Here is a 13,303-nt window from a genome sequence, read left to right as displayed (position 1 = left end):
GCAGGTCTCCCAAAAATGTGCGGAGCCATGGATGGCGGAGCCCAAGCGTACATGGGTGTATTCAAAGCGTTTTTTGGGAGATCTGCCCTGCCTCGGCCGCCTCAGCGGCACCAGTTTGAGGCACAGCGTCGGTCTCAGGCTCAGAGTTCGAGCCAGACGGTTCATGCATCGGATTGGTGCTGCGGAACGCCAATTCGCCGACTCCGGGGAGTTTGATGCCAAGCGCCAACGGGTTGATGCCCATCGAGAGCCCCAGAATGTTCAATTCCAGTCCTTCCCGAACACCGGCCAGAATACCAAAATAACCACCGAGCGATAGTTGATAACCGCTGCCGCCAGGTACCTCGGACACAACGCCATTTCCCAGATAATCCTTGCCAATCGCGTGGTTGGGCAGGGCCACGTCCATTTCCGGAATCTGACGGATCACCCAGGCGACGAAGGTGTTGCTGTTGGGGCCGGGCCAGGCGGTGTATTCCGTTGGGTATGGGTAGCGGTCAATCACCTCATTCAGCTGATCAATAATCCGCTCGGCCTGCTCACCGCGGATATCCGCAATCAACGTCGGCGGCGCGCCATACCAGGCACGATCCGGGTCGTCTGGCCGGGACTGGACCACGTAGTGACGCCAGCCCGTGACTTCATGAACATAATAGCCATCGGCGCCCGCCTCTTTGGTGCTGATCCAGGTATGCAATGAAAAATACCCCCGCCAGTTATAGGCACGGGCCCCGTAGACCTGAACCACAGCCGCCTGCTCCTGCTCCGGGCGTGGGGCAATGCCCGCGCTGGAGCGGTCTGCCGTTCGCCAGCTCCCTGAGTCCTGGAGGCCGGCGCAGGCGGCCAGGAACAGCGGGCCGGCGAGCAGAAGTGACAGTGTCAGGGTGAAACCGATAAAACAGCGTTTGAAGGTTTTCATCTGAATCCGGAAACGTTGAATGACCCATGTTTTGCGATGGTACGACGAAAGAAACTCAGAGTTCATTCATGCCGTAAAGTTCCCGTCGCCCGTGCTCTTGGCCATTTGATGGTCACGGTTTACTGGTATACGCTGAAAATACAGGCATTCGAAGCACTTGCCTGACACTTACAGCCTTGGAACAGGAGGCGTCATGTCCGACCATCATGTTTACAAGAAGGTGGAAGTGGTTGGCTCTTCGAAGAAAAGTATCGAGGATGCCATTGAGAATGCGATTGCCGAATGCAGCAAGAATCTTCGCAACATCGAATGGTTCGAGGTGCAGGAGACGCGCGGCCATGTGGTCGACGGAAAAGTCGGACACTATCAGGTCGTGCTCAAGATAGGCTTCAAGATTGAGGGAAGCTGACATCCGGTGATCTGAGCAAATTTTTGGTAAAACCATGGGAGGTATTCTTATGGGCACTGGACCAAATGCTCTGTTACTGGTTGATGTTCAAAATGATTTCTGCGAAGGCGGCAGCCTGGCGGTGCCTGGCAGTGATGACATTTTTCCGGCGATCAACGGATGGATCGACAAGGCCCAGTCGTCTGGATGGCCGATTCTTGCCAGCCGGGATTGGCATCCGGTGGATCACATAAGTTTCAGTGATCGCGGTGGGCCCTGGCCCGTCCATTGCGTTCAGGACACCCCCGGGGCCGAGTTTCATCGAAACATGGCACTGCCTGACTCGGCCATCCGGGTGAGCAAGGGCACCGCATTCGATACCGATGCCTATTCCGCGTTCGACGCTACCCAGCTGGACAGCTACCTGCGCCGCCACGGCATTCATCGGCTGTTTGTAGCCGGGCTTGCACTGGACGTGTGTGTCCAGGCGACCGTGAGGGATGCGTTGAAGCTCGGCTTCGAGGTTGAGCTCATTACCGATGGAACACGGGCCGTTCAGGCTGATAACGCCCCAGCGGTTTTCAAACAACTGGAAGAGGAGGGCGCGGAACTGTGCTGAAACACCCCCCGGTTGTAAAAGGGACTGACCTGCCTCTGCTGGTGGATCTGTATGAGCTGGCTATGGCCCAGGCGTACTGGTCCGAAGGCATGAACGAGAACGGGGTTTTCAGTCTTTTCTTTCGCACACTTCCTGAGAACCGTAATTTCGTTCTTGCCTGTGGCCAGCAGCACGTGGCCCATATTATTGAATCTCTCGCCTTTACCGACGAACACATAAAGCGCCTGGAATCCCTGGGCAGGTTCCAACCCCGGTTTCTGGACTGGCTGCGGGAATTCCGCTTCAGTGGTTCTGTACATGCGATTGCGGAAGGAACGCCGGTATTCCCTCAGGAACCCTTGCTGGAAGTGGAGGGGCCTGTTGCCGAGGTTCAGTTGCTGGAAAGCCTGGTGATGAACTACGTGCATCTGGAGTCTGTGCTGGCCTCCAAGGCGGTCCGCCTGATATTTGCGGCGCAAGGCCGGCCGGTCGTCGACTTCGGGATGCGCCGCACCCATGGTATGGACGCGGCACACCGAGGTGTGCGCGCGTACCGATTCGCCGGCCTGGCCGGAACCAGCAATGTCCTGGCAGGCCTGGATTTCAACATGCCGGTATACGGCACCATGGCACACAGCTTCGTTCAAGCCTGTACAAGTGAGATGGAGGCGTTCAGAACCTATGCCCGGCTCTACCCGGGCACAACACTGCTGGTTGATACCTATGACACCCGCTCGGCGGTGGCGAGGATCATCGATTGGCTGCAAGAAGAACCGGAGGTGCGCATTGGTGGTATCCGCCTGGATTCCGGCGACCTTGCCTCGGAGGCTGCTGAATGTCGGCGTATGCTGGATGAGGCGGGCCTTGGCGATGTAAAAATCATGGCGAGCGGCGGTCTGGATGAATACAAGATCGCGACACTTGTCTCCGACAACGCCCCCATCGACGGCTTCGGTGTTGGCACTGCCATCGGGGCCTCGAACGACGAGCCGGCATTGGAGCTTGCCTTCAAGCTTACGGAGTACGCGGACCTGCCAAGAATGAAAAACTCCCCTGGCAAGCAGTCGTTCCCAGGCCGCAAGCAGGTCTACCGTCGCCTTGACCCGAACGGCCGCCTCGCGCAGGACGTCGTTGCCGGCCGGGACGAAGTGTTTGATGGCGAGCCGCTGTTGAAGCCGGTCATGAAGCGAGGCCTGATCATCGAAGGCGCCATTCCGACACTGGATAGTCAGGTGGACAATGCGAAGCGGGCGTTGGATGCCCTGCCGAGCCAGTTTCGCTCGCTGAAGCCTGCACATGAAAATCCGGTTGTGATCAGCGACTTTCTCAGGGCATTGCAGCGGGACACGCTGGCAAAGGTTCGGGGCTGACTGAAAGGCAGAGGTGCGAGATTCCGCGTGGCCCGGGATTACCGAAGCATGCGCCGTCTGATGGCGCCAACCAACTGGTTCAGCAGTTCGCGGGATTGGCCCTCGTAAAGCGTGTGAAACTTTTCTTTCTGCACCTCTCGTTCATGGCTGGTGTTCGACGACAGGGAATCCTTGCGCAGATCCATGAAGTGGCAGGCGGCCAGATGGGCTTTTATATGGTTGTCAATCAGTTGCGTAATGAGCCCATCGACGTCGTCATGGCAAAAGGGGCGTACGCGATTGAGGGTACTGCGTGCGTCCAGTGCCGCCTTGCGGGCTTCCAGGCGTAATTCGCCGGCCGGTTCATCAGACTCCACAGAACGCAGGAACATGCCCAGCTTGTCGTGCAATAGCCAGACCAGAGGCCAGATGGCCTCGTAAGCGGCCTTTTCAGCAGAGAACTGCTCACTGGCAATCGGGTTTCTTCCGGCTTCCGTGGAGTCGGGGCCATTGAACTGGGACACGCGTATTTCGTCCATGTCGTGCCACAGGCTTTCGACGCGCTGCTTCACGGTGTCACTCTGTTCAGCCGCCGCCCGCCTGGCGGCGGAGGCCGAAAACAGGGCGACAATTGCCACAACGAGTGCGGCAATTGCGATGAAGAACGTCAGCTGTGTTGTCGCGAGAAAGTCGAAAAGGTAGTCCATGTCCATGGCTGCCCGCTCCGGTAAGTGTCTGCACGACCCCTGGCTTGCTACTGGTTCTGCTCGGTCTGTCTGAATGGCAGCGCCTGCAGGGCATCTTCAGTATAGGCCATGACATGCTCCGCTTCTTCGCTGGTAAACCTTTCGATGGCGTCGCGAAAACCGGGGTGCATAACGCCATGCCAGGAATGGGTGATCACCGGCTCAAACCCCCGAACCAGTTTGTGCTCCCCCTGCGCGCCAGCATCGAAGCGTGCCAACTCCAGCTGTATGGCCAGTTCAATGCCTTGATAGTAGCAGGTTTCAAAATGCAGGTGGTCGAATTCCTCCAGGCAACCCCAGTAGCGCCCGTAGAGCGTATCCTCGCCCGTCAGGAATAGCGCACCGGCGATCATCTCACCCTCTTTTACCGCCATGACAAGGTGAAGATGCTCCGCTTGGCGGTCTTTCAGCAGGCGGAAAAAGGCCTTGTTCAGGTATGGCCGCTGGCCCCGTTTCAGGTAGGTGGCCTGGTAAAATACATGGAAGGCCGCGAGCACGTTATCCGGGATATCGTCTCCCGAAAAATGTCGGAATGAAATGCCCTGATCCGCAACCTGTCTTCTTTCCTTGCGGATTGATTTGCGCTTGCGCGACGTCAGCCGGGCGAGGAAATCCTCAAAGGTGTTGTACTCGTGGTTGTGCCAGTGGAACTGGCAGCCGATCCTGTGCAGTTGATCGTTCCTGTCCAGCAGTGCCTGGTCCTGGCGATCCGGGAATAGCAGGTGCCAGGAGTGGGCCCCCAGGCGTGTGGTGATGGCATCCAGCGCATCGTGGATTCGTGCGGGCGTCATCCACTGGTGAAGGGTTTCCGAAAACAACAGCCGTGGCCCCTGGCAGGGTGTGAACGGTATGGCAATCAGCAGCTTGGGATAGTAATCCATGCCATAGCGCTGATAGGCATCGGCCCAGGCCCAGTCGAAGACGTATTCTCCCATGGAGTGAGCTTTCAGGTAGGCCGGAGCCACTCCGGCAAGCCGATTGTCCAGGTAGAACGCCAGATGGGCCGGTTGCCAGCCTGTCGCGGTGTTTGTGCAGCCAGACTCTTCCAGTGCAAGCAGAAACTCGTGTTGAAGAAAGGGGTTATAACGGCCGACAAACCCGTTCCAGTCTTGCGGATGGATGTCATCAATCGACTGGACGGGGCGGATTGTCAGTTCTGCGGTACCGGGTTCTGGCATGGTAGGGGCTTCTCCGTGGTTTACCCAGTACCATACGTCAGAACCCGGCCTGTGATCACTGCTCGGAAGTGCTGTTTTCCATGTCTTTGCAGCGCTTTTCCATTTTCTTTTGCCGTTTTTCCATCTTGGCGCTGTGTTTCTCTCGCCTTTCCTCGTGGATCTCGTCCCAGATCTCGCGTTGCTCGTCGGTCAGTTTCAGGCGATCCGCCATGTCGTTGCGGTGCTCTGCCCATTTTGCCTGGCGCTTTTCGTCATTGAACCAGCCTTTGCCCTCGCGCATGTTCTCGCACATCTCGGCTTTGTCGTGTTTGCCGCGGTGGTGTTCGCCGTGGTCCGAGGCCATCGCCATTGGGCTGGTCAAAAGAGTTGCTGCGATCAACGCGCTGGCAATGCGTCCGGAAGTGATGTGTTTCATTGGGTGTTCTCCTGTGTTGTAAATAAGCCTGCTCCAGCAGGCCCGGTCTGAACTCACAGGGACTATGCTAGCGGAGGACGGTGTCAGGCGGCGTCAGCGAACTGTAAAGGTTATGCAAAGGAAAATGATGCAAATCAGTGGGCTTGTGGGAGCGTGTTAGACTGCATTCAGTCACAACGGAGGATTGCCATGCAGAACCGGGTGCTGTTGGTTGAAGACGACGAGGAGTTGCGGGAACTGCTGTCCCGCTATCTGACCAATCAGGGCTTCACCGTAAGAGAAGCCGCAAACGGTCAGGATGGATTGTCACTGGCGCTGGGGCAACACTGCGACCTGGTGGTGCTCGATATCATGTTGCCGGATATCAGCGGCCTGGAAGTGCTGCGTCAGTTAAGGGCAAAAACCCATCTTCCCGTTGTACTGCTGACGGCCCGTGGCGATGAGACGGATCGAATCGTGGGTTTTGAGGTTGGCGCGGATGATTACATACCCAAACCCTGCAACCCCCGGGAACTGATCGCTCGGCTACAGGCGCTGCTTCGCCGTGTTGCCTGGGATCAGGAAGTGGGAACGGATGAATCAAGGGCATACGGCGACTTGCGGGTCGAGCCGGTTCATCGTCGAATCTACCACAACAACGTGGCACTGGATCTGACCGCTACGGAATACGAAGTGTTGCAGGTACTGCTGGCCCACGCAGGCAGTGTGGTTCGCAAGACGGATCTTATGCAGTGGGCTCTGGGCCGTCGGCTGGAAGCCTATGATCGTACCCTGGATATGCACATCAGCAACCTCCGGAAAAAATTGGGCAACGACGACCCGCCCCGAATCGAAACTGTACGCGGGCTGGGCTATAGCTATCGGGTGCCGGCATGACCCGGCGGCTCAGGTTTCCTCTGTTCTGGCGGATATTCCTGTCGATCTGGCTGGCTATGGCGGTCACAGTGCTGATGAGTAATGTGGCAACCCGTGCCCTGATGGAACGGGAGCGAATGGCCATCGAACGACAGGTCGGTCTGCGGGAGCTGGCGCTGGAGGCTCTGGTGGTCAGGGAGAACGAGGGCCGCGGAGCGGCCTGGCGCTTCCTTAAGGAGCAGGGGCGGAGCCTGGACCTTCACCTGTCGCTGATAGACGCAGATCGCAACGACGGAGACCTGCCTTCATCCATCCGCGAGCGGATGAAGTCGGGGGGGTGGCACCGGCAGAAACCGGCAGTTATTGAGGTCGGTGCGGACCATCGCCTGGTGGCCTGGCCCCGCCTGGATGGCGAGGGCTGGCTTGATCCCAAGTTGTTCCGTCTCCTGGAACTGGGGCTGGCGTTCGTTATCATCACGCTTGCCTGTTGGTGGATTGCGCGTCTGGTTTCCCGCCCCCTTAAACATATGGAATCCACCGCTCGTGCCATTGCTGGAGGGGACAATGCGCTTCGGGTCAGTGATCGCATCGCGAGTCGACGGGACGAGGTGGGTGCTTTGGCGACAGCCTTCAATGCCATGACCCAGCAACTGTGCAGTTTGCTCGATCGCCAGACACACCTGTTGCGTGATATATCTCACGACCTCCGAACCCCCCTGACGCGGCAACGGATTGCCATTGAGCTGGCCAGTGACGGTAGCGTGGATGCGGATCTGCTGGCCTCGATCCTGCGGCAGAACGAACGTCTGGAAGCGATGACCTCCCAGATCCTGACGCTCTACCGGGTCTCGGAGCAAGGAGGCGATATCGAGCGGGAAGCCGTGCAGCCAGTCGTGGTGATCAATGACGTTCTAAGGGATGCGGCGGACTACGCCGAGCACCGGGGAGTGGATTGCCAGCTTATGGTGGATGAGGGCTGCCGCAACACGTCGTTGTTAGGGGATCGCGGGCTCATCCAGCGTGCGCTGGACAATGTCCTTCAGAATGCCCTGGATCATACGCCGCCGGGAAAGAATGTGCATGTCGCGCTGCGCTGTGATCAACGGCACTTGTTGGTGGAAATACGGGATGAAGGCCCAGGTGTGCCTGAAGACGTTCTGCCCCATCTCTTTGAGCCCTTCTACAGGGCTGACAAGTCCCGCGGGGGCAAGGGGTGGGGGCTTGGTCTGGCTATTGCGAGGGACATTGTTGCCATCCATGACGGCCGGATAGAAGCGCTCAATGGCGAGCCGGGCGGTTTGATGGTGGTGTTGAGATTTCCGCTCTTTACCTCTGGGTGAAGAGGATAGAAAGGCTTGCTGTTGGCCTCATGATGGCTGTGTGTCAGGAACTGGTTTTATGTCCAAGGATTACCCGATACCCGCTGGCTTTCTTGAGCGGGAGACAGAGATCAAAAAGAGTCGGTTTATTGCCCGGGTTGCGCCGGTGTCGTCCCGGGATGAGGTCAAGGCCTGGCTTGAACAGGCCCGGAACGACCACCCTGATGCCCGCCATATCTGCTGGGCTTATCAGATAGGCCGGCCCGGCGCGGCCGCTGAAGCCGCCATGAACGACGATGGCGAACCATCAGGAACGGCCGGTAAGCCCATTCTCAGTGTCATTCAGCACAAGGACCTGGGAGACGTGCTGGTGATGGTGATACGGTATTTTGGAGGTATCAAACTCGGCGCTGGCGGCCTCGTCAGGGCCTACGCAGGAGCAACAGAAGCTGTCCTTTCGGGGGTTGAAAGGGTGATTCAGCAACCCATGTCACAAGTAACGGTGACGATGACCTTCGCAGATGAGCAGCCACTCAGGCATTGGTGTGACCAAAACGGTGCCGAGATTGGCAACGTTGGGTACAGCGCCGGTGTAACGGCTGACGTGAGCCTGGTGGAAGAGCGGAATCAGGAATTTACGGCGTTTTGCGAGAGCCGGGGTATGGGTTACCGTTTTGACAGCTAAGGAACCATTTGCGAAACGCTTCGTGTCGACTGTGCGTATACTTTAATAAATGAAGTATGGAAAGAGGCAACCAAGATTATGAAAGCTATCGTTGTGTCCCTGTTTTTGATGGCCCTGACGGGCTGCGCCAGCAACGTAGTCACCGATTACGATTCCAACGCGGTCTTCGGTAACTACAGTTCCTGGGCATTTGCACCGAAGGGCGAGGACCAGTCTTTCACCTCGCTTGATGGTGGTCGGATAGAGAGTGCGGTTGAGCGAGAGCTGAACCGAAAGGCCATGCGTAAAGTGGGCGAAAGCGAGGCGGATCTGCTTGTCACCTGGCAGGTGGTTGAGGAGGAGCGTCTCGAGCGCAGCGGTGTTGGGCTCGGTTTCGGTTTCGGCAGTGGTAACTTTGGCTGGGGGCTGTCGTCGGCTCCACCAGTGCGTGAAATCCAGGAAGGCAAGCTGGTGGTGGAGCTGGTAGACACGGAGACTGATCGTGTCGTCTGGCGCGCAGCAAGCCGGCGCTATCTGAATGAGAACCAGGCAACCGAGTCGCGGCGGGAGCTGATCGACGAGATTGTCGCGGACATGTTCGAAAAATACCCTCCCGGGGCGTGAGTGTCTCAACAGGGCTCTTAAACAACATGAGGACGTTATGAGGAATCGTTCTGGGGGACTGGTGTTCTCCACGGAACAGGGGCGTATGTGCCCGGACTGTCGCCACCCCGTTGATGAATGTGTTTGCGGGGCACCGGCTCGCCCCTCCGGTGATGGCGTTGTGCGCGTCAGTCGGGAAACCAAGGGGCGCAAAGGAAAGGGCGTTACCTTGATTACCGGTATTCCGATGGACGACAAGGAACTGAAAGCGTTCGCGAAGGTGTTGAAAGCCCGATGCGGAACCGGCGGCACGGTGAAAGAAGGCACCGTGGAGATCCAGGGTGATCAGCGAGACCTGCTGGTGCCCCTTTTGAAGGAAAAAGGTTGGACGGTGAAACGGTCCGGTGGCTGACATTGTATACTCATGTGTATACTATGTAGCGTTCTGAACTTGTTCAACCGGAGAAAATGGATGCACGTACTGGTGCTGGGTGCAGGTGTTGTTGGTGTTACAAGCGCATGGTTCCTGAGGCAGCAGGGATATGACGTGACGGTAGTGGACCGGCAAAATCAGGCAGGCACCGAAACCAGTTATGCCAACGGCGGCCAGATATCGGTATCCCACGCCGAGCCCTGGGCCAATCCTTCTGCCCCCTTGAAGCTACTTAAATGGCTGGTCCGGTCCGATGCACCGCTGCTTTTTCGTCCCCGCCTGGACCCGGTCCAGTGGCGCTGGGCGATGGCTTTCCTGAAGCAGTGCACGGCTTCCCGGGCGGCTTACAACCTTCGGCAGATCGTGAATCTGGGGATCTACAGCCGCGCTCATTTACAAGCGTTGCGCCAGGACATCGGCATTGAATACGACCACCTCGAGAGAGGCATCCTGCATTTCTACACCAATCCTGAAGAATTCGAATCGGCCCTGAGGCCGGCCCGCATGATGCGAGAACTGGGGTGTGATCGTCAGGTGATTGACACCAACAGGGCCGTCGAACTGGAACCTGCCCTGGCTCCAGTTAAAGAACGGATTGCCGGCGCCACGTACACCGCGGAAGATGAATCCGGTGATGCCCGTCGATTCACTCAGTCCCTGGCGAAAAAGGCTGAGGAAGCCGGTGTGGAGTTCCTCTACAACAGCGAGATCCTGGGGTTCGAGAACACCCAGGATCGTGTTCTCGGAGTCAATGTTATACGTGAAGGTCGCCACCAGATCCTTCGTGCCGAGAACTACGTGCTGTGCCTGGGTAGCTTCAGCGCTATTCTTGCTCGAAAACTGGGCCTGACTCTGAACATTTACCCAGCGAAAGGCTACTCCATTACGGTGCCGGTGAAGAGTGAGGCCGCTGCCTTCAACGTCAGCCTTACCGACGATGAATACAAGCTGGTGTACTCAAGACTGGGCGACCGCATACGGGTCGCAGGCACCGCGGAACTGAGCGGCTACAACCGGGCGCTGAACCTGACCCGCTGCCGAACGATCGTCCGGCGCACCGCAGAGTTGATGCCCGATGCGGGGCATTGGGAAAGGGCCGAGTTCTGGGCCGGATTGCGCCCGGCGACCCCCTCCAATGTGCCCTACATCGGAAAGAGCCACTTCGGCAACCTCTACCTGAACACCGGCCACGGCACGTTGGGGTGGACACATTCCTGTGGTTCCGGGGCCGCTTTGGCGGACATTGTGGCTGGTCGCACCCCCGATGTGGATTTTGCGTTTACCGGGCTTTAGTGTTCCTGCAACTGATCCCGAATCAGTTTCTTGTTGATCTTGCCAACGCTGGTTTTCGGTATGTCGTCGACGAAATCAATCTGGTTCGGAATGGCCCACTTATTGATCTCACCGGAATCCACGAACTGCTTCAGGTGGTTTTGGATATCGTCCAATGACGCTTCCTCTCCCGGCTTCAGGGTAACCAGTGCGTGGGGCCGTTCGCCCCATTTCTCGTCGGGCACACCCACCACCGCTGCACCGGCGACGGCTGGATGCTGACTGATCAGGTTTTCCAGATCCAGGGAGGACAGCCATTCACCGCCGGTTTTGATGACATCTTTGATGCGGTCCTTGATCAACAGTGTGTTGTCTGTTTCCAGGCTTGCCACATCCCCCGTGTGCAGCCAGCCACCTTGCCAGAGCTCCTCGCCTTTCTCCGGCTCCTTGAAGTAACTCTGGGTCAGCCACGGTGCCCGGGCAACCACTTCGCCCTTGGCCTCGCCGTCGTGGGGGACCGGTTCGCCCTCCGGATTCACGATTTCCAGTTCCACCATGGGCACGGCAATACCGGTCTTGATGCGCTTGGAGGTCTGCTGCTCCAGGGGCAGTTCCAGATCCTCTGCTGTCAGGTGAGTGGTGCTGAGAAGCGGGCAGGTTTCCGACATGCCGTACCCCGTGTACATGGATACGCCCAGCTTCGCCCCGGCGTCACATAGGCCGCGCGTAAGGGCGCTGCCACCGATCAGTACGTGCCAGTTGCTGAGGTCGGCCGTCTTGATGGATTCGGTTGCCATCATCATCTGCATGACCGTCGGCACACAGTGGGAGAAGGTCACCTTGTGCTCCTTGAGGAGGTCTACCAGCAGTTCCGGTTCATAGCGTCCGGGGTAGACCTGTTTTATGCCCAACATGGTGGCCGCGTAGGGCACGCCCCAGGCGTGTACATGGAACATGGGGGTCACGGGCATGTAAACGGACGAGGACCTCAGTAGCGGCATCTCATCATACGCAGACAAAGAGCCGGTCATGGCCAGCGTATGGAGAACGAGCTGGCGGTGACTGAAGAAAACACCCTTTGGATTCCCGGTGGTGCCGGTGGTGTAGAAGGTGGTGGCAATGCTGTTTTCGTCGAAGTCCGGGAAGTCGAACGTTGTACCGGCCTTGGCAAGCAGTTGTTCGTATTCGCCGAGTGATGGCAGTGATGTGGTTTTCGCTTGTGCCTCGTCACTCAGTTGGATGTAGTGTTTGACTGTTTTAATCTCGTCCTTCACACCTTCCAGGATGGGCAGGAAGTCATCGTGGACCATCACCAGGTCGTCTTCTGCATGGTTCATGGTGTAGACGATCTGCTCGGGCGACAGGCGTACGTTCACCGTATGCAGCACGGCGCCAATCATCGGGATGGCAAAGAAGCATTCCAGGTACCGGGGCGTATCCCAGTCCATCACAGCAACGGTATCGCCCGGTTTGACACCCGCGTCGGTGAGGGCGTTGGCCAGTCGGTTGATACGTTCAACCAGGTCGGTATAGGTGTACTTGCTGCGGTTGGCGTAGACGATTTCCTGGTCGGGAGAGTACCGGGGGCCGGAAAGAAGCAGTTGTTTGATCAGCAGTGGGTATTGGTGAGCGTTGTCTGCCGGCTTCAGGATGCGGGTCTGTGCCATGGTTCGGTGCCTCTCTCAATTGTTTAATTTATAACGAGAAGAGGGGTAAATCTGACACAGTTTCTGGCTTACGGAAACCTTTAGGCGATAAAAAAGCGCAGATCCGGTGCAGCGGGATTTAAATGGCCCGCTGGTCCCGGTCTGCGCTCTCGATGGGGTGTTCGCGAGAGGTTATTCGCGAGAAACTATTCGTAAGTGCAGAGGTAGGCCGTGTCGATGTCAGTCCGGGCCTTGAAGCTGGCCTGTCCCGCCACTTCAAAAAACTCGCCGGAACCGTAGGTCATCCATTCTTCCATGCCAGGCAGGAGAACGGTCAATACGCCACTGATCACCGTCATGGTTTCTTTCTTGCTGGTACCAAACTCATACTCGCCCGGGCTGATCACCCCCACGGTAGCTGGAAGACTGGAGGTCTGGAAGGCGATGGATTTGGCCTTGCCGTCGAAATACTCGTTAACTTTCAGCATGGGATACGCTCCTCAAAATTGTGGGAGCCTACTATACGGGAATTTTGTGCAACTCCAATGACAAATTTGCCGTTACTGGTCCCAGGTATTTCCACGCGTGTTGTCGGTTGTGGATACGCCGATATGCATCGCCGCCTTTGCCAGTATGTTGGCGCTCACTGGAGCGGTCAGGAAAAGAAACACGGTGATGAGCACTTCGGCAATGCCTATACCTTCTCCTTTGCTGCTGAAGTAGATGACTGAGCCCAACACAATGGCGCCTACGCCCACGGTGGTGGCCTTCGTTGGGCCATGCAGGCGTGTGTAGAAGTCAGGTAGTCGAGCCAGGCCAATGGCGCCGACCAGGGTGAAAAAACCACCGACGAGCAGTAACAGTGCAATGGCGTATTCGGCAATGGGACTCATAACGGGGAACCTCTGGTCACAGGAT

General features: G+C 57.6%; 16 protein-coding genes. 9 read left to right on the top strand and 7 right to left on the bottom strand.

What is annotated here, in order from left to right:
- Nucleotides 1-61: 61 nt before the first annotated feature.
- On the bottom strand, nt 62-919 hold the full coding sequence (locus JJO78_RS12765; RefSeq protein ID WP_151982706.1) for a DUF3750 domain-containing protein: 858 nt from the start codon (nt 917-919) through the stop codon (nt 62-64).
- Nucleotides 920-1,112: 193 nt separating this feature from the next.
- Here JJO78_RS12765 and JJO78_RS12760 point away from each other — a divergent pair, with 193 nt between their 5' ends.
- From JJO78_RS12760 to JJO78_RS12750, 3 genes are read left to right on the top strand one after another with little or no spacing between them, the layout of a single operon-like run.
- The gene (locus JJO78_RS12760) at nt 1,113-1,328 is read left to right on the top strand and encodes a dodecin (protein WP_007154494.1); all 216 of its coding nucleotides are present in this window, start codon (nt 1,113-1,115) and stop codon (nt 1,326-1,328) included.
- 49 nt (nt 1,329-1,377) lie between these two features.
- The gene (locus JJO78_RS12755) at nt 1,378-1,926 is read left to right on the top strand and encodes an isochorismatase family protein (protein WP_136633209.1); all 549 of its coding nucleotides are present in this window, start codon (nt 1,378-1,380) and stop codon (nt 1,924-1,926) included.
- Nucleotides 1,920-3,275: a nicotinate phosphoribosyltransferase gene (locus JJO78_RS12750; protein ID WP_226909944.1), complete on the top strand. Its 1,356-nt coding sequence runs from the start codon at nt 1,920-1,922 to the stop codon at nt 3,273-3,275. The genes JJO78_RS12755 and JJO78_RS12750 overlap by 7 nt, the downstream gene beginning before the upstream one ends.
- A 38-nt stretch (nt 3,276-3,313) precedes the next feature.
- On the opposite strand, the gene JJO78_RS12745 is transcribed toward JJO78_RS12750, so the two are convergent.
- The 3 genes from JJO78_RS12745 to JJO78_RS12735 are packed head-to-tail and all read right to left on the bottom strand — an operon-like array spanning nt 3,314 to nt 5,593.
- The gene (locus JJO78_RS12745) at nt 3,314-3,967 is read right to left on the bottom strand and encodes a hypothetical protein (protein ID WP_036209499.1); all 654 of its coding nucleotides are present in this window, start codon (nt 3,965-3,967) and stop codon (nt 3,314-3,316) included.
- 41 nt (nt 3,968-4,008) lie between these two features.
- Nucleotides 4,009-5,178, bottom strand: a complete 1,170-nt coding sequence (locus JJO78_RS12740) for a GNAT family N-acetyltransferase (protein WP_151982704.1) — start codon at nt 5,176-5,178, stop codon at nt 4,009-4,011.
- A 55-nt stretch (nt 5,179-5,233) separates the two neighbouring features.
- Nucleotides 5,234-5,593: a Spy/CpxP family protein refolding chaperone gene (locus JJO78_RS12735; RefSeq protein WP_085679673.1), complete on the bottom strand. Its 360-nt coding sequence runs from the start codon at nt 5,591-5,593 to the stop codon at nt 5,234-5,236.
- Between the two features lie 189 nt (nt 5,594-5,782).
- Between JJO78_RS12735 and JJO78_RS12730 the strand changes: the two genes are divergently transcribed.
- From JJO78_RS12730 to JJO78_RS12705, 6 genes are all read left to right on the top strand, one after another.
- Complete coding sequence (locus tag JJO78_RS12730) at nt 5,783-6,469, top strand: response regulator transcription factor (RefSeq protein ID WP_036209506.1); 687 nt, start codon at nt 5,783-5,785, stop codon at nt 6,467-6,469.
- A complete protein-coding gene (locus tag JJO78_RS12725) occupies nt 6,466-7,788 on the top strand; it encodes a sensor histidine kinase (protein ID WP_151982702.1) in 1,323 nt (440 codons plus the stop codon). Before JJO78_RS12730 ends, JJO78_RS12725 begins: the two co-directional genes overlap by 4 nt.
- 58 nt (nt 7,789-7,846) lie before the next feature.
- The gene (locus JJO78_RS12720) at nt 7,847-8,452 is read left to right on the top strand and encodes a YigZ family protein (RefSeq protein WP_075197046.1); all 606 of its coding nucleotides are present in this window, start codon (nt 7,847-7,849) and stop codon (nt 8,450-8,452) included.
- Between the two features lie 78 nt (nt 8,453-8,530).
- Complete coding sequence (locus tag JJO78_RS12715; RefSeq protein ID WP_075197047.1) at nt 8,531-9,055, top strand: DUF4136 domain-containing protein; 525 nt, start codon at nt 8,531-8,533, stop codon at nt 9,053-9,055.
- A gap of 37 nt (nt 9,056-9,092) precedes the next feature.
- Nucleotides 9,093-9,446, top strand: a complete 354-nt coding sequence (locus JJO78_RS12710; protein WP_151982700.1) for a translation initiation factor Sui1 — start codon at nt 9,093-9,095, stop codon at nt 9,444-9,446.
- Nucleotides 9,447-9,506: 60 nt separating this feature from the next.
- Nucleotides 9,507-10,760, top strand: a complete 1,254-nt coding sequence (locus tag JJO78_RS12705; RefSeq protein ID WP_151982698.1) for a D-amino acid dehydrogenase — start codon at nt 9,507-9,509, stop codon at nt 10,758-10,760.
- Here JJO78_RS12705 and JJO78_RS12700 read toward each other — a convergent pair.
- From JJO78_RS12700 to JJO78_RS12690, 3 genes are all read right to left on the bottom strand, one after another.
- Nucleotides 10,757-12,406, bottom strand: coding sequence for a fatty acid--CoA ligase (locus JJO78_RS12700; RefSeq protein WP_075197049.1), 1,650 nt, complete (start codon nt 12,404-12,406; stop codon nt 10,757-10,759). The genes JJO78_RS12705 and JJO78_RS12700 overlap by 4 nt on opposite strands.
- Before the next feature lie 185 nt (nt 12,407-12,591).
- A complete protein-coding gene (gene ppnP / locus JJO78_RS12695) occupies nt 12,592-12,873 on the bottom strand; it encodes a pyrimidine/purine nucleoside phosphorylase (RefSeq protein WP_007154483.1) in 282 nt (93 codons plus the stop codon).
- A gap of 72 nt (nt 12,874-12,945) precedes the next feature.
- Entirely contained in the window at nt 12,946-13,278 is a 333-nt protein-coding gene (locus JJO78_RS12690; protein WP_085679686.1) for a Na+/H+ antiporter subunit G, read from the bottom strand.
- Nucleotides 13,279-13,303 lie beyond the last annotated feature (25 nt).

The sequence above is a fragment of the Marinobacter sp. DS40M6 genome (assembly GCF_028581595.1).
Lineage (GTDB): Bacteria > Pseudomonadota > Gammaproteobacteria > Pseudomonadales > Oleiphilaceae > Marinobacter > Marinobacter salarius.
Note: the sequence above shows the minus strand (reverse complement) of the source record. Positions and strands in the feature narration are given on the sequence as shown.

Coding starts and splice junctions, on each gene's coding strand:
- JJO78_RS12765 (WP_151982706.1), bottom strand. CDS start 919: ATGAAAACCTTCAAACGCTGTTTTATCGGTTTCACCCTGACACTGTCA.
- JJO78_RS12760 (WP_007154494.1), top strand. CDS start 1,113: ATGTCCGACCATCATGTTTACAAGAAGGTGGAAGTGGTTGGCTCTTCG.
- JJO78_RS12755 (WP_136633209.1), top strand. CDS start 1,378: ATGGGCACTGGACCAAATGCTCTGTTACTGGTTGATGTTCAAAATGAT.
- JJO78_RS12745 (WP_036209499.1), bottom strand. CDS start 3,967: ATGGACATGGACTACCTTTTCGACTTTCTCGCGACAACACAGCTGACG.
- JJO78_RS12740 (WP_151982704.1), bottom strand. CDS start 5,178: ATGCCAGAACCCGGTACCGCAGAACTGACAATCCGCCCCGTCCAGTCG.
- JJO78_RS12735 (WP_085679673.1), bottom strand. CDS start 5,593: ATGAAACACATCACTTCCGGACGCATTGCCAGCGCGTTGATCGCAGCA.
- JJO78_RS12730 (WP_036209506.1), top strand. CDS start 5,783: ATGCAGAACCGGGTGCTGTTGGTTGAAGACGACGAGGAGTTGCGGGAA.
- JJO78_RS12725 (WP_151982702.1), top strand. CDS start 6,466: ATGACCCGGCGGCTCAGGTTTCCTCTGTTCTGGCGGATATTCCTGTCG.
- JJO78_RS12720 (WP_075197046.1), top strand. CDS start 7,847: ATGTCCAAGGATTACCCGATACCCGCTGGCTTTCTTGAGCGGGAGACA.
- JJO78_RS12715 (WP_075197047.1), top strand. CDS start 8,531: ATGAAAGCTATCGTTGTGTCCCTGTTTTTGATGGCCCTGACGGGCTGC.
- JJO78_RS12710 (WP_151982700.1), top strand. CDS start 9,093: ATGAGGAATCGTTCTGGGGGACTGGTGTTCTCCACGGAACAGGGGCGT.
- JJO78_RS12705 (WP_151982698.1), top strand. CDS start 9,507: ATGCACGTACTGGTGCTGGGTGCAGGTGTTGTTGGTGTTACAAGCGCA.
- JJO78_RS12700 (WP_075197049.1), bottom strand. CDS start 12,406: ATGGCACAGACCCGCATCCTGAAGCCGGCAGACAACGCTCACCAATAC.
- ppnP (WP_007154483.1), bottom strand. CDS start 12,873: ATGCTGAAAGTTAACGAGTATTTCGACGGCAAGGCCAAATCCATCGCC.
- JJO78_RS12690 (WP_085679686.1), bottom strand. CDS start 13,278: ATGAGTCCCATTGCCGAATACGCCATTGCACTGTTACTGCTCGTCGGT.